General features: G+C 67.4%; 20 protein-coding genes and 2 riboswitches. Of the genes, 13 read left to right on the top strand and 7 right to left on the bottom strand.

The window, feature by feature from the left end:
• Window positions 1–193 precede the first annotated feature (193 nt).
• On the top strand, window positions 194–1,822 hold the full coding sequence (gene groL, locus G9E11_RS16560) for a chaperonin GroEL (RefSeq protein ID WP_190607689.1): 1,629 nt from the start codon (window positions 194–196) through the stop codon (window positions 1,820–1,822).
• Window positions 1,823–1,940: 118 nt separating this feature from the next.
• Window positions 1,941–3,068 carry an RNase H family protein gene (locus G9E11_RS16555; protein WP_190607686.1) on the top strand — a complete coding sequence of 376 codons (1,128 nt, stop codon included), beginning with the start codon at window positions 1,941–1,943 and terminating at the stop codon, window positions 3,066–3,068.
• Between the two features lie 99 nt (window positions 3,069–3,167).
• Here G9E11_RS16555 and G9E11_RS16550 read toward each other — a convergent pair whose 3' ends face one another.
• The 6 genes from G9E11_RS16550 to G9E11_RS16525 form a co-directional block, all read right to left on the bottom strand.
• A complete protein-coding gene (locus tag G9E11_RS16550) occupies window positions 3,168–3,455 on the bottom strand; it encodes a WXG100 family type VII secretion target (protein WP_111902971.1) in 288 nt (95 codons plus the stop codon).
• A gap of 127 nt (window positions 3,456–3,582) precedes the next feature.
• On the bottom strand, window positions 3,583–5,070 hold the full coding sequence (locus G9E11_RS16545; protein ID WP_246469027.1) for a sensor histidine kinase: 1,488 nt from the start codon (window positions 5,068–5,070) through the stop codon (window positions 3,583–3,585).
• Between the two features lie 74 nt (window positions 5,071–5,144).
• Entirely contained in the window at window positions 5,145–5,858 is a 714-nt protein-coding gene (locus tag G9E11_RS16540; protein ID WP_043419482.1) for a response regulator transcription factor, read from the bottom strand.
• Window positions 5,859–5,918: 60 nt separating this feature from the next.
• Window positions 5,919–7,562 carry a DNA repair helicase XPB gene (locus G9E11_RS16535; RefSeq protein WP_190607681.1) on the bottom strand — a complete coding sequence of 548 codons (1,644 nt, stop codon included), beginning with the start codon at window positions 7,560–7,562 and terminating at the stop codon, window positions 5,919–5,921.
• A gap of 13 nt (window positions 7,563–7,575) precedes the next feature.
• On the bottom strand, window positions 7,576–10,068 hold the full coding sequence (locus G9E11_RS16530; protein WP_190607679.1) for a helicase-associated domain-containing protein: 2,493 nt from the start codon (window positions 10,066–10,068) through the stop codon (window positions 7,576–7,578).
• Between the two features lie 10 nt (window positions 10,069–10,078).
• Complete coding sequence (locus G9E11_RS16525; protein WP_190607676.1) at window positions 10,079–10,312, bottom strand: hypothetical protein; 234 nt, start codon at window positions 10,310–10,312, stop codon at window positions 10,079–10,081.
• Window positions 10,313–10,495: 183 nt separating this feature from the next.
• Between G9E11_RS16525 and G9E11_RS16520 the strand changes: the two genes are divergently transcribed.
• Both G9E11_RS16520 and G9E11_RS16515 read left to right on the top strand, forming a co-directional pair.
• Window positions 10,496–10,879 (top strand): cold-shock protein, encoded by a 384-nt coding sequence (locus G9E11_RS16520; RefSeq protein ID WP_190607674.1) that lies wholly within the window; start codon window positions 10,496–10,498, stop codon window positions 10,877–10,879.
• A gap of 8 nt (window positions 10,880–10,887) precedes the next feature.
• Window positions 10,888–11,409, top strand: coding sequence for a DUF3027 domain-containing protein (locus tag G9E11_RS16515; RefSeq protein WP_190607672.1), 522 nt, complete (start codon window positions 10,888–10,890; stop codon window positions 11,407–11,409).
• 154 nt (window positions 11,410–11,563) lie between these two features.
• On the opposite strand, the gene serC is transcribed toward G9E11_RS16515, so the two are convergent.
• On the bottom strand, window positions 11,564–12,694 hold the full coding sequence (serC, locus tag G9E11_RS16510) for a phosphoserine transaminase (RefSeq protein WP_190607669.1): 1,131 nt from the start codon (window positions 12,692–12,694) through the stop codon (window positions 11,564–11,566).
• A gap of 346 nt (window positions 12,695–13,040) precedes the next feature.
• On the opposite strand from serC, the gene G9E11_RS16505 reads away from it, so the two are divergent.
• The 9 genes from G9E11_RS16505 (at window position 13,041) to fdhD (ending at window position 21,100) form a co-directional block, all read left to right on the top strand.
• Window positions 13,041–13,736, top strand: coding sequence for an iron-dependent transcriptional repressor DtxR (locus tag G9E11_RS16505; protein WP_190607666.1), 696 nt, complete (start codon window positions 13,041–13,043; stop codon window positions 13,734–13,736).
• A gap of 150 nt (window positions 13,737–13,886) precedes the next feature.
• Window positions 13,887–14,128, top strand: a riboswitch (cyclic di-AMP (ydaO/yuaA leader).
• Between the two features lie 11 nt (window positions 14,129–14,139).
• Window positions 14,140–14,964 (top strand): M23 family metallopeptidase, encoded by an 825-nt coding sequence (locus tag G9E11_RS16500; RefSeq protein ID WP_190608394.1) that lies wholly within the window; start codon window positions 14,140–14,142, stop codon window positions 14,962–14,964.
• A 147-nt stretch (window positions 14,965–15,111) separates the two neighbouring features.
• Window positions 15,112–15,271: riboswitch (cyclic di-AMP (ydaO/yuaA leader) on the top strand.
• A 52-nt stretch (window positions 15,272–15,323) separates the two neighbouring features.
• On the top strand, window positions 15,324–16,034 hold the full coding sequence (locus G9E11_RS16495) for a C40 family peptidase (RefSeq protein ID WP_194718278.1): 711 nt from the start codon (window positions 15,324–15,326) through the stop codon (window positions 16,032–16,034).
• Between the two features lie 102 nt (window positions 16,035–16,136).
• On the top strand, window positions 16,137–16,940 hold the full coding sequence (locus tag G9E11_RS16490) for an NlpC/P60 family protein (RefSeq protein WP_190607664.1): 804 nt from the start codon (window positions 16,137–16,139) through the stop codon (window positions 16,938–16,940).
• 221 nt (window positions 16,941–17,161) lie between these two features.
• Window positions 17,162–17,662 (top strand): HNH endonuclease, encoded by a 501-nt coding sequence (locus tag G9E11_RS16485; RefSeq protein ID WP_190607662.1) that lies wholly within the window; start codon window positions 17,162–17,164, stop codon window positions 17,660–17,662.
• A gap of 35 nt (window positions 17,663–17,697) precedes the next feature.
• On the top strand, window positions 17,698–18,291 hold the full coding sequence (gene mobA, locus G9E11_RS16480) for a molybdenum cofactor guanylyltransferase (RefSeq protein ID WP_190607660.1): 594 nt from the start codon (window positions 17,698–17,700) through the stop codon (window positions 18,289–18,291).
• Between the two features lie 35 nt (window positions 18,292–18,326).
• Entirely contained in the window at window positions 18,327–18,674 is a 348-nt protein-coding gene (locus G9E11_RS16475) for a DUF6457 domain-containing protein (RefSeq protein ID WP_190607658.1), read from the top strand.
• Entirely contained in the window at window positions 18,671–20,164 is a 1,494-nt protein-coding gene (locus G9E11_RS16470; RefSeq protein WP_190607656.1) for a molybdopterin molybdotransferase MoeA, read from the top strand. The genes G9E11_RS16475 and G9E11_RS16470 overlap by 4 nt, the downstream gene beginning before the upstream one ends.
• A gap of 63 nt (window positions 20,165–20,227) precedes the next feature.
• Complete coding sequence (gene fdhD, locus G9E11_RS16465) at window positions 20,228–21,100, top strand: formate dehydrogenase accessory sulfurtransferase FdhD (protein WP_190607654.1); 873 nt, start codon at window positions 20,228–20,230, stop codon at window positions 21,098–21,100.
• Window positions 21,101–21,152: the final 52 nt, after the last annotated feature.

Raw genomic sequence — 21,152 nt, 5'->3', positions numbered from 1 at the left:
GCGTGCCGACTGCTAAAGGGTCGACCGGTTCAGGCCGGAACCGCCCCGGCAGCGGCGCAAGGAGCGAAAGAAACACCTGGTTGGGGTGAGATCCGGACCGCCGGCGTACAGAGGCCTGCGGAAAAGATCGTCCGTCGCGGGCACCGCAGCGAGGTTCCTTCTTAACGACTGTCCCGAAAGGACTACTGCCGTTATGGCCAAGATCATTGCATTTGATGAAGAGGCACGCCGCGGTCTTGAGCGGGGCCTTAACACCCTCGCCGACGCCGTCCGGGTCACCCTCGGCCCGCGTGGCCGCAACGTCGTCCTCGAAAAGAAGTGGGGCGCCCCCACGATCACCAACGATGGTGTTTCCATCGCCAAGGAGATCGAGCTGGACGATCCCTACGAGAAGATCGGTGCCGAGCTGGTCAAGGAAGTTGCCAAGAAGACGGATGACGTCGCTGGCGACGGCACCACCACAGCCACCGTTCTGGCCCAGGCACTGGTCAAGGAAGGCCTGCGCAACGTCGCAGCCGGCGCTGACCCGCTGTCCCTCAAGCGCGGCATCGAGAAGGCTGTTGAAGCCGTCACCGCCGAGCTGCTGAACTCCGCCAAGGAAATCGAAACCAAGGAAGAGATCGCCGCCACGGCTTCCATCTCCGCCGGTGACGACGAAATCGGCGCCCTGATCGCCGAAGCCCTGGACAAGGTGGGCAAGGAAGGCGTCATCACGGTCGAGGAGTCCAACACCTTCGGCCTCGAGCTGGAGCTCACCGAAGGCATGCGCTTCGACAAGGGCTACATCTCCGCGTACTTCGTCACGGACACCGAGCGCCAGGAAACGGTCCTCGAGGACCCGTACATCCTGATCGTCAACTCCAAGATCTCCAACGTCAAGGAACTGGTTGCTGTCCTCGAGAAGGTCATGCAGTCCAACAAGCCGCTGCTGATCATCGCCGAAGACATCGAGGGCGAGGCCCTGGCCACCCTGATCGTCAACAAGATCCGCGGCACCTTCAAGTCCGTCGCCGTCAAGGCTCCGGGCTTCGGTGACCGCCGCAAGGCGCAGTTGGCCGACATCGCCATCCTCACCGGCGGACAGGTCATCGCCGAGGAAGTCGGCCTCAAGCTTGAGACCGCCGGCCTCGAACTCCTGGGCAAGGCACGCAAGGTTGTCGTGACCAAGGACGAGACCACCATCGTCGAAGGTGCAGGCGACGCCGACCAGATCGCCGGCCGCGTTTCCCAGATCCGCGCCGAGATCGAAAACTCCGACTCCGACTACGACCGCGAGAAGCTGCAGGAGCGCCTGGCCAAGCTGGCCGGTGGCGTTGCAGTCATCAAGGCCGGTGCCGCCACGGAGGTTGAGCTCAAGGAGCGCAAGCACCGCATCGAGGACGCAGTACGCAACGCCAAGGCTGCTGTTGAAGAAGGCATCGTCGCCGGTGGTGGCGTGGCGCTGATCCAGGCAGGTCTCAAGGCATTCGCCAACCTGAACCTGACCGGCGACGAAGCAACCGGTGCGAACATCGTTCGCGTTGCCATCGACGCCCCGCTGAAGCAGATCGCCTTCAACGCAGGCCTCGAGCCCGGCGTTGTTGTCGACAAGGTCCGCGGCCTGCCCGCAGGCCACGGCCTGAACGCTGCAACCGGCGAGTACGTCGACCTGCTGGCTGCCGGCATCAACGACCCGGTCAAGGTAACCCGCTCTGCCCTGCAGAACGCGGCTTCCATTGCCGGCCTGTTCCTCACCACCGAGGCCGTCGTAGCCGACAAGCCGGAGAAGAACGCTCCCGCCATGGGCGGCGGCGACGAGATGGGCGGCATGGGCGGCTTCTAGCCTCCACTGCTCCCAGCTGGCTCACGAGTGCGGCCCCCTCCACGGAGGGGGCCGCACTTTTTTGTCTGCGCATTTTTGTCCGTGCATCTTTGTCCGTGCAGTCTGGCAGGATGGTTCGGTGACGATTACTGCAGCAGCCGACGGTTCGGCATTGGGAAACCCGGGTCCCGCAGGGTGGGCCTGGTACGTGAACGACGACTGCTGGCGGGCCGGCGGATGGCCGCACGGCACCAACAACCAGGGAGAGCTGATGGCCGTCCTGGACCTCTTCCGCTCCACGGCACACGTTCCTGACGAGGACCTGCACATACTGTGCGACAGCCAGTACGTGATCAATTCCGTGACAAAGTGGATGCCGGGATGGAAGCGCAAAGGGTGGCGCAAGGCGGACGGCAAACCCGTGCTGAACGTGGACATCCTCAAGGACATCGACCGGGAGCTCGCCGGGCGGAAGTACAGGTTCGAATGGGTCAAGGGCCACGCGGGGCACGAGCTGAACGAAGCCGCCGACGAGCGCGCCAGGGCTGTGGCAATCGCCTACCAGCAGGGTGTTGCCGCCCGCTCGGGTCCGGGATTCCCCGACGCCGAACCGGCAGCGGCCCGGCGGGCCGTCAAGGAGGGCCGCGGCGAGGGCGGTATCCCTTCACTGTTTGAATCCGAAACACCGGCCCGCCGTGCAGAAGCCGGCACTTCCGCCCGCGCAGAGGCCGGCACTCCCACCCGTGCAGAGGCCGGCACTCCCACCCGTGCAGAAGCCGGCACTCCCACCCGTGCAGAAGCCGGCAGCAGGGTTCGCCCCGATTCCGAAACCCCGGCGCTCTTCGGATCCGACGAGCCCGATCTCTTCAGCGAACTGGGCGCCGACGAACTGGGCGGCGATGCGTTCGCGGAGGCCCCGGAGGGCGCCGCGCCGGAAGAAACGGTCGAGGCCCTGGAACGCGAGCTCCTCCGCCCGGATGTCCGCAGCGACATTGGGCGGACGGGTCAGCTCCTGCACCCTGACTTCACGGAAATCGGGACGGCCGGACGCCTCTGGACGCGCGACGCCATGATGATGTCGCTCGAGGAAAGCCCGGCCGGTCCTGTCGACCTGGATGTGCTCAGCGCCGACCGGATCGGCACGGACACGGTCCTGCTGACGTACCGCAGCTACTCCCGCGCCGGCTCAGCCCTGCGGAGCTCCCTGTGGGTCCTTGACGGCGGACAATGGCGTCTGCGGTTCCACCAGGGCACGCCTGAAGCCTGAGCTGCCGCCGAAGCCTGAGCTGCCCCAAAGCCTGAGTTACCCGGAAGCCTGAGCTGCCCCGAAGCCTGAGCCCGGGCGTGGGTGACTGCGGCGCCGGCGTCAGCTGAAGCGCTGCGCGTTGCCCTGTTCCGCCTGCGCATAGGTGTCCGCAGCCGAGGACAGGGCCAGGTTGATGGAGGCGAGGGAGGCCTCGACCTTGCCCTGGGTCAGCGTCCACTCGGCAACGAGCGCCTGGAAGTTGGTTGCAGCCGAACCGCGCCACGTGGCCTGCAGTTCATCCAGCCCATGCTTCATCGCCTGGACGTCGGCGCTGATCCGGTCAACGGTGGCCTTGACGTTGGCTGATTTCACCTGCAGTAGGTCGGTATCGACGGAAATGATGCTCATGACGGGCCTCTCGACATCTTGGGGGACTGCCCGGGCAGGACAGTCGCAGTGGCTGGCGGACCGGCCATTCCGGTCCGATACATCGAGCCTAGGAACCCGCCGGCCGGCGGTGCCACTGCGGAACCGGCTATGTGGATAACCGGTTCCCGCCGCCGGCCCGGTTCCCGCCGGCAGCGCCATCCCCGGCAACACTGTCCGAGAACGTCCCGATGCTGTCCGCTTCGATGCTGTCCGCCTCAGGGGAGTCCTCGCGGAAGGGGAGGCTGACCACGAGCGTTGCGCCGCCGCCGTCGGTCCCTTCCACCCGGACGGAGCCGCCGTGCGAGCCGACTATGGCGGCCACGATGGCCAGGCCCAGCCCGCTGCCGCCCGTCTCCCGGGTGCGTGAGGTGTCGGCCCGGTAGAAGCGCTCAAAGACCTTTGGCGCCTCCGCGTCGGAGATACCGGGGCCGTGGTCCCGGACCTCCAGGACGGACTGAGCGGAACCGTCGTCGGCCCGCCGTACGCCCACGGCGAGTTCGATGGGTGTTCCCGCGGGCGTGTAGCGCAGCGCATTGCCCACCAGGTTGCCGATGACCTGGCGCAGCTTCGCCTCGTCGCCGAGCACCGGCGCCGGCTCGGCGCTGCCGTTGTGCAGGCCGGTCAGGGTGATGGTGCGCTTCCGTTCGCTGGCCTGGGTGTCCACCACGGCGTCGTGGGCCAGGAGCTGCAGGTCGATGGGCTTGCGCTGCAGCGGCCGCTGCTCGTCCAACCGTGCCAGCAGCAGCAGGTCCTCCACCATGGAGCCCATTCGTTTGGCTTCACTCTCGATCCGGCCCATGGCGCTGGCCACGTCCTGCGGGGACTGAAGGGCGCCGTGCCGGTAGAGCTCCGAGTAACCCCGGATCGTCACAAGGGGGGTGCGCAGCTCGTGGGAGGCGTCCGCGGCAAACCGGCGCATCCGGTCTTCGGAGGCCATCCGGGCTGCGAAGGCCGCCTCGATGTGGGCGAGCATGGCGTTCAGCGACCTGCCCAGGCGGCCCACTTCCGTGGACGGGTTCTCCACGTCGACGCGGCGCGACAGGTCCCCGGCTGCAATGGCGGCGGCGGTCTTCTCCACCCTGGCCAGTGGGCGGAAGGACCTGGTCACAGTCCAGTTGGCGATGAAGAAGGCGAGGATGAGCGTCAGCAGCCCAACACCCACCACCACCAGGGTGGCGTGGCGCAGTACCTCATCCACCGGGGACAGCGGCAGCCCGATGACCACCACTGCGCGCTGCTGTTCTGCGCCAACCACCACGGGAACAGCCACCACGCGCCAGTTCTTACCGTCGGTTCCCCGGACCTGATACGGCCGGACATCAGTCTCACGGGCCTCGTTGACGGAGACGGACGCGATGTCGGGGCGGTCGTCCTTGTCGTCAATGGGCGTTGGTCCGCCTCCCGGATAGTAGAGGGTCACCGTGTAATCCGTGGGCACTACAGGGTTGGCAATGGGGGAAATGGAGCGCTGCCGTTGGGCGGCGTCGACGGCGGCCTTCAGTTTGCCGTCCACCTGGCCCTCAAGGTAGCCGCGCAGCAGCGTCAGCGCGCCCGTCCCGGTCACGGCCAGGGCCACCAGCAGGAGGGCCATCATGATGGCCACCAGCTGGGACCGGAGGTTGGCGGACTTCCAGCGCTCCAGCGCAGACTTCCATCGCTCCAGCAAGGTCAGCGCTTTTCTGCTGTCCGCAGCACGTAGCCGACACCGCGCTTGGTCTGGATGAGGGCCGGGGCGTCCGGATCGATGTCCACCTTGCGCCGCAGGTAGGAAATGTAGGACTCGACGATGGAGGCGTCGCCGTTGAAGTCGTATTCCCAGACGTGGTCCAGGATCTGCGCCTTGGACAGGACGCGGTTCGGGTTGAGCATCAGGTACCGGAGCAGCTTGAATTCGGTGGGGGACAGCTCGATCACCTTGCCGCCGCGGCGCACTTCGTGGGCGTCGTCGTCGAGCTCCAGGTCATCGACCCGGATGACGGCCTCGTCATCTTCCAGCATCGGCTGCGTCCGGCGGAGCACGGCGCGGATGCGGGCCACCACCTCATCAAGGCTGAAGGGTTTGGTGACGTAGTCGTCCCCGCCCACCGTCAGCCCGGTGACCTTGTCCTCGGTGTCGTCCTTGGCGGTCAGGAAGAGGACAGGGAAATGCTTGCCTGCCGCACGCAGCCGGCGGGTGACGGTGAAGCCGTCCATGTCCGGAAGCATGACGTCCAGCACCGCGAGGTCGGGGGCGTGCGCCTCAACGGCAGCCAGCGCTTCCCGCCCGTTCCCCGCAGACACCACTTCAAAGCCGGCGAAGCGCAATGACGTGGAGAGCAGCTCGCGGATGTTCGGTTCGTCATCAACCACGAGGAGCTTCGCTTCGGCGCTGTTCTTTTTCATATTCCCATGATGCTCCCAGAATCTGGGAGTTTTCTGGATGAATGTTGTGTGTTGGTTGGGTTAGCAGGATTCGACGTCCTTGGCGTCCATGATGCGGTAGGCGTAGCCCTGCTCGGCCAGGAAACGCTGGCGCTTGGCCGCGAAATCCTGGTCCAGGGTGTCGCGGGCAACGAGGGAGTAGAACCGTGCCGCGCGCCCGTCCTGCTTGGGCCGCAGCAGCCGCCCGAGCCGCTGGGCCTCCTCCTGGCGCGAACCGAAGGAGCCGGAGACCTGGATGGCCACCGAGGCCTCGGGCAGGTCGATGGAAAAGTTGGCCACCTTGGACACCACAAGAGTCTGGACTTCCCCGGCGCGGAAGGCGTCAAAGAGCTTCTGGCGGGCCTTGACCGAGGTTTCGCCCTTGATGACCGGGGCATCCAGCCGCTCGCCGAGCTCGTCGAGCTGGTCGATGTACTGCCCGATCACCAGGACCTGCTCGCCGCGGTGGTGCGCCACCAGCTGCTCGGCCACGAGGGTCTTCGTCTCGGACGTGGCGCACAGCCGGTACTTGTCCGCATCCTCGGCCATGGCATACGCCACGCGCTCGTCCTTGGGAAGATCCACGCGGACCTCCACGCAGTCCGCGGGGGCGATGTAGCCCTGGGCCTCGATGTCCTTCCATGGCGCGTCGTAGCGCTTGGGGCCGATGAGGCTGAAAACCTCCCCCTCCCGGCCGTCTTCACGCACCAGCGTCGCCGTCAGGCCGAGCCGCCGCCGGGCCTGCAGGTCCGCCGTCATCCGGAAGATCGGGGCCGGCAGCAGGTGGACCTCGTCATAGATGATCAGGCCCCAGTCGTGGCCGTCGACGAGCTCAAGGTGCGGGTACAGGCCGCCGCGCTTGGTGGTCAGGACTTGGTACGTCGCGATGGTCACCGGGCGGACTTCCTTGACGGCGCCCGAATACTCGCCGATCTCATCCTCCGTCAGCGAGGTCCGCCTGAGCAGTTCGTCCTTCCACTGCCGTGCCGACACGGTGTTGGTGACGAGGATCAGCGTGGTGGTGGAGCTCGTGGCCATCGCCGCGGCACCCACAAGGGTCTTGCCCGCACCGCAGGGAAGCACGACGACGCCGCTGCCGCCGGCCCAGAAGTTCTCCGTGGCCAGCCGCTGGTACGGTCGCAGTTTCCAGTCCGACTCGTCGAGCATGATGGGGTGCGGCGTCCCGTCGACGTAGCCCGCCAGGTCCTCCGCGGGCCAGCCGATCTTCAGCAGCAGCTGCTTCAGCTGGCCGCGCTGGGAGGAGTGGACCACCACTGTCTCGGCGTCGATGCGCGGGCCCAGCAGCGGCTGGATCTTCTTGGCCCTGCTGACCTCCTCCAGGACGGGGTAGTCGCTGGTGCGCATGACCAGCCCGTGCTGGGGGTCCTTCTCCAGCCGCAACCGGCCGTACCGGGACATGGTTTCTTCGATGTCGATCAGCAGCGAGTGCGGCACGGGGAACCGGGAATAGGTGAGCAGCGTATCCAGCACCTTTTCGGCGTCGAGCCCTGCGGCCCGGGCGTTCCAGAGCCCCAGCGGCGTGAGCCGGTAGCTGTGCATGTGCTCGGGGGCGCGCTCCAGTTCAGCGAAGGCCGCGATGGCGTGCCGGGCCTCCGTCGCCTGTTCATGGTCCACTTCGAGGAGGATGGTTTTGTCGCTCTGGACAATCAGGGGGCCGTCATTCACGCAGGTAGAACCTTCACTGCTGCATTTCCTCTGCTGCCTCGATATCGATGATCCGGTGGATGGAGAGCACCCGCTCCGTGTCCTTGGCGGGGTCGAAGACGCGGACGCGTCCGCCTGCCACGGAGACCGGAACAACCGTTTCCAGTTTCGCATTCCCCAGGCTGTCGACGACGTTCATCACCACTTTTTGCCTGAGCCGGATGGCCTTGTGCAGGGTCTCCAGACCCAGCTGGGTCGCCTCCTCGGCGCCCGCGGCAGCCGGACGGGAGCCGTTGGGGCTGGCTCCGTGCTCCGCACGGCTGCGGAGAATGGCGAGCTGGGCGGTGACGTCGGCGTCGGGAAGGGCGGTGCGCGGCGCGCTGTAGACGGGGCGCCCGGTGCCAGGAAGAGGGGCGGTCCGGTTGAGGCGGACGACGGCGGATCCGGCCTCTTCGACGGCAGGTGACAGTCCCAGCCCGCGCAGCACGAGGGCCGTCTGGCGGGGTGAGGCCATGGAGACCAGGACGGTGGGGGCGATCCGGACCAGGCCCAGGGACGAGGCGGCAGCCTCCCGGCAGAGCTCAGTGAGCGCGGCTTCGTCATCGCTCTGGATGAAGCTCGCGGCCGCTCCGACCCGCAGCTTGCCGTGCCTGGCGGCTGTGTCCTCCACCAGGTACTGCAGCGGCTGCGGCACGGCGGTGGCGGAGTACCGGCGGAGGAAATCGAGGATGGCGGCAGCGTCCTGGCCCGAGTCCAGGGCGCGCCGGATGGACTCCGCGGAGAACCGGTACGTCGTGGCCGGGCCCTGCCCTTCGGCGTCGGCCATCCGCTGGAGCTGCTCGGCCAGGTCGGGGGCGAGGTAGCCGGGCGCCACCGCGGTCAGGTCGGCCTGCAGGAGCACATGGTTGAGGGCCGCAGGGAGGTGTTCGCCGAGGAGGTCCATGGCCTCGTCAGGCGCGTCGGCGGCGATGGCGGCACCCAGCTGGCTGAGCGCGCCGGACCCGATGAGCCCCAGCAGCTCCGCCTCGGCGAGCACGCCGCTGATCAAGGAACTGAACCGCCGCGCCATGCGGGGCTGCGACCACTCGGCGCGCAGCAGCACGGCCTCCGCATTGAGCACCGGCGCCGCCCCGTCCGGCACCTCCGCCTCGAGGGTCAGCTCCCGCAGTATCTCCAGGATCCTCTTGCGGATGACAGGCGCGTCGGACCGCTGCGCCTCCGCGGAGAGGGCGTTGACGGTGGCCGCGGGGGCGGGCCGGTGGTTGGGGGGCCCGGCGGGCTGGCCATTCATGGGCTGCCCCACGAGTGACGGGGCGCGCTCGCTGGCCAGCCAGGCGTTGACGAGCCACAGCCACTGTTCCTGCCGCGGCAGCCCGAGCCATTCCAGCTGGGGCGGCTGCACCCAGCACGAGCTGTCCACGTCCAGCCGGATCAGGCCCGCCAGGGCGCAAAGCTCCAGCAGTACCGCGGTGGTGTGGTGGTCCACGCGGAGCGTCTCGGCCAATCTGCGCATCTCGCGGATGCCCACGCCGCCGCTCCGCAGGGTGGCCAGGGGCTGGTCCCTGACCGCGTGCAGCAGTTCGCCGGTGAGGCGCAGGGTCTCGGCGATGGCCCCGAGCGCGGCGTTGCGGCGGAGTGCGGCGGTGGTGACGCCGAGCATCGGGGCAGGCGGAGTCAGGGAGAAGTTGTTGATGATGGCGCCGCCGCGCAGGGAAATGCCCACGCTGTGCGGCAGCTCCACATGTGCGGCGTCCAGCGGCACCAGCAGGCCCCGGGCCAGCAGCCAGTCGACGGGCCCGACGTCGTGACCTTCAGTGCTGACGGAAGCCTTCCGCTGGGCCTGGGGTACGGCACCCATCGCCCAGTTGCTGAACCGGGCCAGCAGCGCCGTGGTCCTCTCAGGGGCACCGGCGAGGAGCGCCTGCAGTCCCTCGGGGGAAGATGTCCAGTGCTGCAGCGCCAGCGCTGCGTCCATCGGCGTGGTGGCCGCCTGCACGGCGGCGCCGCTGCGGTGCAGCTCCGCCACAAGCTGGACCACGCGCTGGGCGAAGGCCGGCTGCAGCCTGACCAGTTCGGTGTAGCTGCGCCCCAGCCCTGCCGGGTAGATCCCGACGACGTCCTTCAGGCTGCTCACCGGAAGATAGAAGCGCTGCCTCTGGGCGCCGGGGCCCGCCCCGTGCGGCGGCTCCGCCCGCTGCACCAGGGCGAGATCATGCAGCGACTGCAGGAGCTGCTCGATGGCCGCCACAGTTGAGCCTGCGATGGCCTTCTTCAGCACGGCGGCCGATGCGCTGTGCCCGGTGTCCGTGTTGGTGCACAGGTGCAGGGTCTCCAGCACCTGCATTTGCGGACGGTTCAGGCGCTCCAGGGCCCGCTGCACGCTCACCCGCGCGCTGGCGCGGGCGGCCAGGGCGGGGAAGTCGGGAACGCCGGGGGAGATCAGGTCCGGCCGCGCAGCGAACAAAGCCCGCAGCGACTCATCGCTGCGTGCCTCCAGTTCCTTGCTGAGCGCTCGAATGAGGGACATCAGTCCAACGTTACCGCCCGGCGGGGCTTCCTGCCCGGCGGCGGGCGGCAACGCCGTCTGCCACCAGCACGAGCATCAGCAGGAAGGCCGCGGGAAGGCCATAGAGTGCCGTTGACGTGATCCACTGCGGCGCCGCCTGACCCGCAGCGGCCAGGGCCATGACCGCCCCGACCGCTGCGAGGGACAAAACTGCAAGGAGCACTGCGGCGGCCATCAGTGGCCGCCGGATACGCGCGGATGTCATGGACGTAACGCTAACAGCAGTGCCGCTGCCGCGCCTCAAAGCGGGAATAGCCTGCCAGTCAGGATAACCTTGAAGGAACAGACCAACATGGACCAGGCAGTCATACCCTGAACCCGCACATCAGTGCGGATGCGGTGACGGCCGGCCATGTCCCAGAACGTCAGAACGAAGAAGGTTGATTAGGTGCCTACCGGCAAGGTCAAGTGGTACGACAAGGATAAAGGTTTCGGATTCCTCGCGGGCGAGGACGGACAGGAAGTGTTCCTTCCCAAGTCGGCGCTGCCCGCCGGAGTTACGGAACTGAAGGCCGGCACCCGGGTTGAGTTCGGCGTTGCAGACGGACGCAAGGGCGCCCAGGCCCTCGGCCTGCGCGTCCTCGACAAGACACCGTCCATCGCAAAGGCCAAGCGTCCCAACGCGAGGGATCTTGCCCCGCTGGTGCAGGACCTGGTGACAGTCCTGGACAACCTGTCCGGCACGCTGTCGTCCGGCAAGTACCCGGACGGCAACAAGGGCAAGGCCATTGCCGCTGCCCTGCGTAAGGTTGCCGACGAGCTGGACGCCTAGGCCTCGCGATGAACCCGGAACCTGAACAGGCCGAATCCAAGGTGGAACCCAAAGCACCCCGGCGCCGCACCGGTGTCCCGGTGTGGCGGACGGGGAAGCCTGACGCCGTGCTGGCCGCTGCCGTGGACGCGGCCCGGACGGCCATCGAAGGCATCGCGAAGGCATCCGAAATCGGGGACCACCTGGCCGCCCGGACCGAGGGCGACCGCGTGGTGACGCACCTTTTCGAATCACGGCTGCCGGGGTACCTCGGCTGGCAGTGGTATGCCGTCCTGACCCGCAACTCCCGCTCCAAGGTGATCACCGTCAACGAGCTTGGCCTGCTCCCGTCCGAAGACTCGATCCTCGCCCCGGAGTGGGTGCCGTGGGCCGAGCGCGTACGCCCTGAGGACGCACAGGAGCAGGACGAGCAGGAAGCGCCGGGCGAGGCCCCCACTGGTTCTGAAACGGAGCCCGACGCCGAAACAGCGGCTGACGCTGAAGCAGGGCCTGACGCTGTAGCAGAGTCCGACGTCGACGAACGCGACTAATCACAACGATTAATGGTTCACAACACTGACGGCGCCGTCCGGACGCAAGCCCGGACGGCGCCGTCGAACTTTAAGTGAAGAGTTTTTGTCCAGATAATGGGGCTAAAAGGCCCTCGAAACCCGATTATCTGGACAAAAACTCCGATCCGGCCGGTTATTTCTTCAGCTCGCCCACCACGTAGTCGATGCACTCCAGCAGGGCGGAGACGTCGGAAGGCTCGATGGCCACGAAGGTCGCGATGCGAAGCTGGTTCCGTCCCAGCTTCCGGTAGGGCTCGGTGTCCACGATGCCGTTGGCGCGAAGCACCTTGGCAATGGCGGCGGCATCGACCGAGTCGTCGAAGTCGATGGTGGCGATGACGTTGGAGCGCTCGGCGGCGTTGGCAACGAACGGGGTGGCGAATTCGGAGGCTTCCGCCCACTTGTAGATGCGGCCGGCCGAGTCGGCTGTGCGGCCGGCGGCGAAGTCCAGGCCGCCGTTGGCGTTCAGCCACTGCACCTGGGCGTCCAGCGTGACGAGCGTGGACAGGGACGGGGTGTTGTACGTCTGGTTCAGCTTGGAGTTGTCGATGGCGGTCTTCAGGTCCAGGAAGTCCGGGATCCAGCGCCCGCTGGCCTTGACGCGCTCAGCCCGCTCCAGCGCTGCCGGAGAGAAGAGCCCCAGCCACAGCCCGCCGTCGGAGGCGAAGTTCTTCTGCGGCGCGAAGTAGTAGACGTCCGTCTGGGCCACGTCGACGTCGAGGCCGCCGGCGGCCGAGGTCGCGTCCACCAGCACCAGCGCGCCCTCGTCGGCGCCGTTCACCCGCTGGACGGGAGCAGCGACACCCGTTGAGGTCTCGTTCTGCGGCCACGCGTACACGTCAACGCCCGCCTCGGCCTTGGGGGCCGGGCAGGTGCCGGGCTCGGACTTGATGATGGAGGACTCTGCGAGGAACGGTGCCTTGTTCGTTGCCGCGGCAAACTTGGACCCGAACTCGCCGAAGGACAGGTGCTGTGCCTTCTCTTCCACGAGGCCGAAGCTGGCGACGTCCCAGAACGCGGTGGAACCACCGACGCCGAGAACAACCTCATAGCCTTCGGGGGCACGAAAGAAGGTGCTCAGGCCTTCGCGGACGGATCCCACGAGGTTCTTCACGGGGGCCTGGCGGTGCGACGTGCCCAGGAGCGTCGTGGCGGCCGCGGAGAGTGCCTCGATCTGCTCGGGCCTGACCTTGGAGGGACCGGCGCCGAACCGTCCGTCCTTGGGCAGGAGGTTTGCGGGAATAGTGATGCTGGTGTCGCTCACAGTGGCTCCAATTTTCGGCATGGAATAGCAGTTCGGCTGGGTCGGGGCGATGGCCGGCAGGCAACCATGACCGCCACGAAGACCCTCCTTATTCTGCCCGACGGCCGGATTCCGCGGGAACACGCATCCGTCATAGTCCAGTCACTGAGATGGCACCCGTCACAGGTCTGCGGATTATCCGGACTAATTCAAAATAGGCTAAGCTGGCACTGAACGTACGGGCAGACAGCCGGTGCTGCGCCGCCGTCGGATATGCGACCGCCGCTGCAGCTTGCCGGACCCCGGTGCGGCGGGCCCGCGGTACGGTGGGACGAACACAAATACTGGGCTCGAGGAGCTGAGCTGAATGACGGATCTGATCGACACCACGGAGATGTACCTTCGCACCATTCTGGAGCTGGAGGAAGAGAACATCGTGGCGCTTCGGGCACGCATCGCCGAACGCCTCCGCCACTCAGGGCCCACCGTTTCGCAGACCATCGGCAGGATGGAGCGTGACGGCCTCGTCGTCGTCTCCGGTGACCGCCACCTTGAACTCACTGAAGTGGGCCGGAAGCGCGCCACCGAGGTGATGCGCAAGCACCGGCTCGCCGAGCGCCTCCTCGCCGACGTCATCGGCCTCGACTGGGCCTACGTACATGACGAGGCCTGCCGGTGGGAGCACGTGATGAGCGAACGGGTGGAGCGCAGGATTTACGAAATGCTCGACCACCCCACCGAGTCGCCGTACGGCAACCCCATCCCCGGCCTGGCCGCGCTCGGCGGCGAGCCCGCCCGCCCGTTCTCGGACGGCGTGGTGAATCTCCTCGATGCCATGACCGGCTACGGTCAGGAGTCCAAGGTCACCGTCAGTCGCCTGGCAGAGCCCATCCAGGTGGAGCCGGAGTTGCTGGTCCAGTTGGATGAAGGCGGGATCCGCCCGGGCGCCGCCGTCTCGCTCGAACGTGTGGGGGAGTACATTTCTGTCCGCGTGCCCGGGTTCGAGGGCGCCCTTGAGCTGCCGCCGGAAGTCGCTGCGCACGTGTTCGTGCGCGTGGACTAGCTCCGAAAAGCGCCAGTCGGCCGGAGCGGCCTCCTGTCTGACATCTGCAGGCAGGATGACCTACCACTTTTGCACAGTGAATATAACGGAATTATTACCGCGCATCTTAATCACCTATAGTTAAACGGCAACGCCGATGCAAAAGCGTTACCTGATCTGGAGCCGAACCCTGCCACCAGATCAGTAGCACGAGTCACCCACTGGCAGGGGCGGGGGAACCACAACCGGCTGTTTCTACAGCCTTGGGGTGAAGTCCGCAGCAGCAAGTCTCTTCCGCAGAAGGAATCCTCCCGGGATACCCCTGCGCCGGAATGGCTTGTTATGGCGGGCCGGGTCCGAACTCTCTGACCCGAATCCGACAGCTAACTTCGCAGGCTATCCAGAGAGGAAGCAGTACTTGTCCATGCAGAATGCCCGGGGCCGCCGCCGCGCGTCCGGTCCCGCTCCTGAGCCGCGCCTCGCGGAGGCCATTGCCGCGGACCGTCCCCGGGACGCCCAGCGTGAAGCACGCCGCCGCCGTCGGGGTCCGTTCCGGCAGGTTACGGATTTCGCCTCGGCCAGTGGTGTTGGACAAAAGGCCGGAGTGGCCCTTGCTGCCACCGGCCTGCTGCTGACAGTTACTGTCCCCGCCACCAGCCCCGTGCTGGCTGCCGGCGAGCAGCAGGGAGGGGCGTCCGCGTCCGCCGCCTCACCGGCCCAGCCGAAGGTCTCGGCGGAACCGGCAGCAAAGATCGACTTCAGCCGCACGTCCGTCTCCACTACCGGTGACCCGGACGGAAAGCTCAAGCAGCTCCTGAGTGCCCAGTCGGCCGGCAGTATCAGCCGCGCGGCCTCTGTGGGCACCCTCGGTGGGCCGCTTACCACGCTGGTCAAGTCCTCGCCGTTCGGTTACCGTGTCAGCCCGATCACAGGCGGCGCCGGCGAGTTCCACCGCGGCCAGGACTTCGCCGCCCAGTGCGGCACGCAAGTGCTTGCAGCGGCCAGCGGCAAGGTCACGTTCTCGGGGTGGCATCCGTACGGTGGAGGCAACCGCGTGGTCATCGACCACGGCAACGGCTTGGAGACCACGTACAACCACCTGTCGTCCTCCAGTGTGGAGGTTGGCCAAAAGGTCACCCGCGGTGAAGCGATCGCCCTGAGCGGGACCACAGGCGCCTCCACCGGCTGCCACCTCCACTTCGAGGTGATGGTCAACGGGGAAGTCGTTGATCCCACCGGCTGGCTCTGAGCCAAGCCGAGTGAGCACTCTCATTCCTGTGACATGCCGTGACCTGAATGTGACATTCGCTCCGAACTGCTGTACCGTCTAAACCGCGTCAACTTTTCCGAAGTTGACGCTCTTGAGTGGATTGCCTAGCTCTGCCACCGCTCAAGGTCCGTTCGCATGACATCGTCTGGCAGGGGCGGGGGAACCAATTTTGGTCTTCGCAAGAAGGCCTTGGGGTTAAGTCGCAAAGCTTCCCAGGAAGCCGAGCGGCCGGGTGCACTCCCATCCGAATCCGACAGCTCACCTCGCAGGCATTGGGAGAGGCTACCTTCGTGTCTTCACGCCACAATGCCGCGCGCCACCGCGCGCAAACGGTTCGTATGAACCCATTGGACTCCGTGTCCAAGGCGGTTAGCGCCAATGCCGGCACAGTAGGTCGCCAGGCAGCTGTTATCGCGGCTGCCTCAGGTCTCATCCTGAGCGTTGGCATGCCTGCCAACGCAGCCGACGCCAACATTGGTGTTTCCGCCTCCTCGGAGACCGGATCCCAGGCCGCGCAGCTTGCTGTGACCGCCGCGCCCACCGCCACAGTCTCCTTCGAGCGTCCTGCCGTCACCACGGTGGCAGCCCCGGTCGCCGAAGTCATTGCTCCGCAGGCGAGCGATGAGGGCCAGGCGGGCGACGCCGGCCAGGCCAGCGACGAGAGCACCGGTGCGGCTCAGGCCGTCACCGCCAAGTCCCCCGATGGTGCGGCCTCCGCCGCAGCGTCCGGACTGGCTGCAATCGCGTACACCGGCATCGGCCACCCGTACGTCTGGGGCGGAACCACCCCCAGCGGCTGGGACTGCTCCGGCTTCACCCAGTGGGTTTACGCTCAGGCAGGCATCAGCATTCCCCGCGTCAACGCGTGGACTGCCATGAAGCCCACCTCCACGCCGGCCCCCGGCGACCTGGTCATGCAGAACGGCGGCGCCCACGTGGGCATCTACGTCGGCAACGGCATGATGATCAGCGCGCTGAACCCCTCGGACGGAACGCTCCTGCATGCGGTGTCCGCCACGGGCACGTCCTCCTTCTTCACCCTTCGCTAAAAATCCGATTCGAGACGGGCCGGCCTACCCCCAAGATGCCGGCGCGTCGATAACCCACGTCCTGCTACCGCGGTCCGTGGAACACGAAAGAGAGAAATCTTAATGACTACACGTGCGACCATTGCACGCCACCGCGCCGAGGTCACCAAGACCAACTCGCTGGCTGTCATTGCCAAGGCCGTCGGCGACAACGCCGGTGGTGTGGGCCGCCAGGCCGCAGTCATCGCTGCTGCTTCCGGTCTTGTCCTGACCAGCGGCATCGCCGCCAACGCAGCTGAGACCAACGTTCAGCGCGAATCCGTTCCGGCGTCCACGCTGGAAGTCCAGTCTGTTGCGCCGGCCACCATCTCCGCTGCATCCAGCATCGCGATCTCCTACGAGAAGCCTGCAGTCTCCACCGCCCCGGCTCCCGTCGTCGAGGCCCCCAAGCCTGTCGTCAAGGTCCAGGAAGCGGCCCCCGCCGTTGAGGCTGATCCGGTTGCTGAAGCCGCCCCCGCAGAAGCCGCCCCCGCAGTCGAGGCCACGGCCGCCGTCCAAACCGCTGCCCCGGCAGCGCCGAAGACCACTGCCGCCAGCGGCAAGGGCGCTGCAATCGCTGCTGCCGCCTACGCCCAGCTGGGCGTCTCCCAGGACTGCACCGCCCTGGCCACCAACGCACTCGCAGCTGTGGGCATCCACTACCACGGCTGGCCGGCAGGCTACCTGTCCCTCGGCCGCACCGTCAGCGCTGCTGAGGCTCAGCCGGGCGACCTCGCCTACTACCAGAACGGCGGCATGGGCCTGGCCCACATCGCTGTGTACGTCGGCAACGGCCAGGCCGTCCACGGCGGCTGGAACGGCGGAACCACCGCACTGTTCAGCGTGAACGTCGGCTCCGGCCCGGTCTTCATCCGCGTCGGCGGCTAAGACAGCCCAAGCGTTACCGAAGGACCCCCGCCAGCATGGCGGGGGTCCTTTTTGCCTTGCCCCGCATGAGTTTTTGACGACACGCCATGGTGATGCTTGTGTTCGATTCGCTCATCTGCCTAGTGAGTGTTTACTCTTATGGTGTCGATCCATAGCCCGGACATGCAGAGGGCAGCCGGCCCTCGCGCCTCTGCCGGGTGCGGCCGTGAAGAGGTATGTGCATGCGCACTCTCGTTCTGAATGCTGGATATGAACCGCTGGCGGTAGTGACCTTCCGCCGGGCGCTGGTCCTTGTGCTCACCGGAAAGGCAAGCGTGGTGGCCGAAGGCGACGATCCTGTCGTCGGGCCGCAGGACATCATGGGCCGTCCGTCCGTGATTCTCCTCAACCGCTACATCCGCCCCCGGTACAACATGATCACCGCGGTGAGCAGGCGCGGTGTGCTTCGCCGTGACGGCCACCGGTGCGCCTACTGCGGCAAGGCAGCCCACACCATAGACCATGTCCAGCCGAAATCGCGGGGCGGTGCGGACTCCTGGGAGAACCTCGTCGCAGCCTGCCTTCGCTGCAACAACGTCAAGGGTGACCACACGCCCAGCGAAATGGGCTGGAAGCTCCGGTTCGATCCGAAGCCACCGGTGGGCACCATGTGGCAGATCAAGGAACTGGAAAAGCCCACACCGGCGTGGGACCCGTTCCTGCTTCCGGAAAGAGCAGCCTGACGCCAGCCTGAGCCTTCGAGGCTTACGCTGGGTGGGTGGACTTTGACGCAATAATCCTGGCCGGCGGCCGCTCCTCGCGACTGGGCGGCTCACCCAAGTCTGACCTGATGTATGACGGCGCCACGCTCCTTGAGCGCTCCCTCGCCGCTGCCGCGGGTGCCCGGCACACTGTTGTGGTGGGACCTGAGGCGCCGGGCATTCCCGGTGAAGTTCTCACCTCGCGCGAGGACCCGCCTTTTGCAGGTCCTGCGGCGGCAATCGCCGCCGGCCTGGGCGCCCTGCAGGGTGCAGAGCCCGCGGGCATGGTCCTGGTTCTGGCGTGCGATATGCCCCGCGTGGGCGATGCTGTCCGCGCACTCCTGGACGCTCTCCCCGGCGCGGGCGCTGACGGCGTCATGGCGGCATCCGCCGACGGGCGGCTGCAGCCGCTGGCGGGTTTTTATGGCACAGCTGTGCTGGAACGCGCCGTGCAGGCTGCCGCGGCACGCAACGCCCTGGTGCACGGGTCAGTCTTCGCCCTCCTTGCTAGTCTTGACGTGCAGGCTGTGGTTGTCCCGGCCGGCTCCACCGACGACGTGGACACCTGGGACGATGCGGCCGCGTTGGGAGTAGCTGTCCGGGAGCGATGACCGCATTCCGGACGGCCGTAAGTTTGGAGGCAGGCATGGAAAGCCAGGACGAAACGCTTGAGGAGTGGTGCCGTCTGCTGCTGCGGGCCTTCGAGCTCGAGGATGTGGACGTGGACATCAACGAGGTGTTGTCCGTTGCGGGAGTTGCCGCGCACTCCGTGGTGCGTCCTGCCGCCCCGCTGACCACCTTCATAGCAGGGCTCGCCACCGGCCTCAAATGTGCTGCGGGCCAGGCCCCGGACGGCCACGCCATGCAGGGCGCCATGGACGTGGCCCGTGCCGTTGCCAAAGCCTACGCCGCCGATGAGGCGCAAGTTGCTGCGGGTACCCCGGCCGCAGGCACCGCCGGAACTTCGGCGCCCACCGGGACCCCGGGGGAATGACAGCCGCGCCCGAGCACCGCTCTACCGACCCATACCCCACCGGGGACGCAACCTACACCGGGGACGCACCCGCTGCCGCGCCCGACGTCGAACCCGGTGCCGACGTCGAACCCGGTGCCGACGTCGAGGGGGAACCAGACGCGACGGGGCAGATGGACGTGCCGGCGAAGCACCTGGCCCACACCTGGGCGGAGGCCCGGCAGGCCGCCTTCGACTGTGCTGCCCCGATACCCGCGGCACCCGTGCCCCTGCGCGACGTCGTGGGCCGGACTCTGGCCGCGGACATCACCGCCCACCAGGACATGCCGCACTATGCGTCGTCGGCCATGGACGGCTGGGCCGTTAACGGAACCGGTCCGTGGATCCTGGCCGAGCCGGGGCAGCGTCTCGCCCCGCACCAGGCGAGCGTCATTGTGACGGGCGGGCTGATTCCGGCGGGCGCCAAGGCGGTGCTGCGCACCGAGAGCGGTGCGATGTCCACGGACGACGACGGCCTGCCTGTCCTGACGCTGGGAGGCGCCGCCCGGCCCGGCGAACCGAAGAACGGCCAGCACATCCGGAAGGCCGCCGAGGAGGCAGCTGCCGGGGACGTGCTGGTCAGGGCCGGCGTCGTGCTGAATCCTGCCCACGTTGCCCTCGCCGCCCTGGCCGGGTACGACGAGGTGGAGGTGCTCGGCAAACCGGTGGTGAAGCTGGTGCTGACAGGCTCCGAAGTAGTGGAGCAGGGACTGCCCGAGCCCGGGCGGGTGCGCGACACATTCGGACCCCAGCTGGGCACGGTCGTGGAGATGCTGGGCGGCCTGTGCCGTGAACAGGTCCGCATCGGGGACAGCTACGCGGAATGGCTGGAGGGCCTCGAGGATTCAGGCCTCCCTGAGGCACTGAACCTGCCGGCCGACGTCGTCATCACCACCGGCGGCACCGGCCGTTCCGGCACAGACCACTTCAGGCGTGCCGTGGCTGAACTGGGCGGACGGCTGATCATTGACGGCGTGGCAATGCGGCCCGGACACCCCGCCGTCCTTGCAGAACTTCCGGACGGGCGCTTCGTGCTGGGGCTGCCGGGCAACCCGCTGGCGGCCATGATGGCATTGTCCACCGTGGGGGCGCCGCTCCTGGCTGCCCTCGGACACGGGCAGCTGCCACCGGTCCGGGAAGTCCCCTCCGGCACCTTGCTCGAGCCCGACCCAGGCCGCACGCGGCTGATGCCCTTCCGCCTCCTCTACGGCATGGCCTCGCCGGCGCAGCACACCGGCCCGGGCATGATGCGCGGACTGGCGTCGGCCGACGGCGTCCTGGTGGTGCCGCCGCACGGAGTGCAGCTCGGCGAGATGGTGCCGGCTTTCGCGCTGCCCTGGGGCCCGGCCATCTCGGAGCCCAAGACCGCCGAACCCAAACCCAAGAGCCCGGCGCGGAAGTCTGCGTCCCGGGCGTCCGCCAAGCAGGGAGCCCAGAGCGGGCCGGTGGACTGGAGTGCCCTGCTCGACTGAAGTGCCTGCTCGACTGAGGTGCAATGATGGAGGCATGAACAGCCACTCAGCGCGGAGTCTCGCATGGGCCGTGTAACGCAACGACGCAAGGTGTACCGCTACGTCCTGGACGGCTCGGCCGCGGCATTGGAGTTCCCGGTCCGGCACCGCGAGGACGTGCTCGCCGTGGAGGAACCGCTCGAGATCCGGCTGGGCAACCTGTCGTACTCCGTCACCATGCGGACGCCCGGGGACGACTTCGACCTGGTGGCAGGGTTCCTCGTCTCCGAGGGCGTCATCTGGGACGCCGATCAGCTGATCTCGCTCAGGTTCTGTGCCGGCGAGGACGAAAACGGGGTCCAGACGTTCAACGTGGTCGAAGCCCAGCTGCGGCCGGATGTGCCGTTGCCGGACACCGGCCGGCACGTCTACACGTCCAGCTCGTGCGGGATCTGCGGCACGGACTCCATCGAATCGGTGACGAAGTCCTCGCACTTCGACCCGGCCGCCGACCGGCTCACCGTTCCGGTCCAAACGCTTGCCTCCCTGCCGGACAAGCTGCGCGAGGCGCAGGCCGTCTTCGAAGTGACCGGGGGAGTGCACGCTGCCGGACTGTTCAGGATCGACGACGACGGCGGCGCGGAGCTGCTGTGCCTGCGCGAGGACGTGGGGCGGCACAACGCGGTGGACAAGGTGGTGGGCTGGGCCCTGCGCGAACGCCGGCTGCCGCTCACCAACACCGTGCTCCAGGTGTCGGGGCGCGCCTCTTTTGAGCTGGTCCAGAAGGCCGCACTGGCCGGCATCCCTGTGCTCGCCGCGGTCAGCGCTCCGTCCAGCCTCGCCGTGGAGCTGGCCGAGTCCACCGGCGTCACGCTGGCAGGGTTCAGCCGGGGAACCAGCCTGAACGTCTACGCAGGTGCCGGCCGCATCTCCACGCCTTCGCCGGTGCCGCAGTAGGGGCGTGGCCCCTTGGCGGCCGGACGCCCACGCAGTACATTTTATCCATCGA

Source organism: Arthrobacter ipis (assembly GCF_014694315.1).
GTDB classification, from domain to species: Bacteria; Actinomycetota; Actinomycetes; order Actinomycetales; family Micrococcaceae; genus Arthrobacter; species Arthrobacter ipis.
Note: the sequence above shows the minus strand (reverse complement) of the source record. Positions and strands in the feature narration are given on the sequence as shown.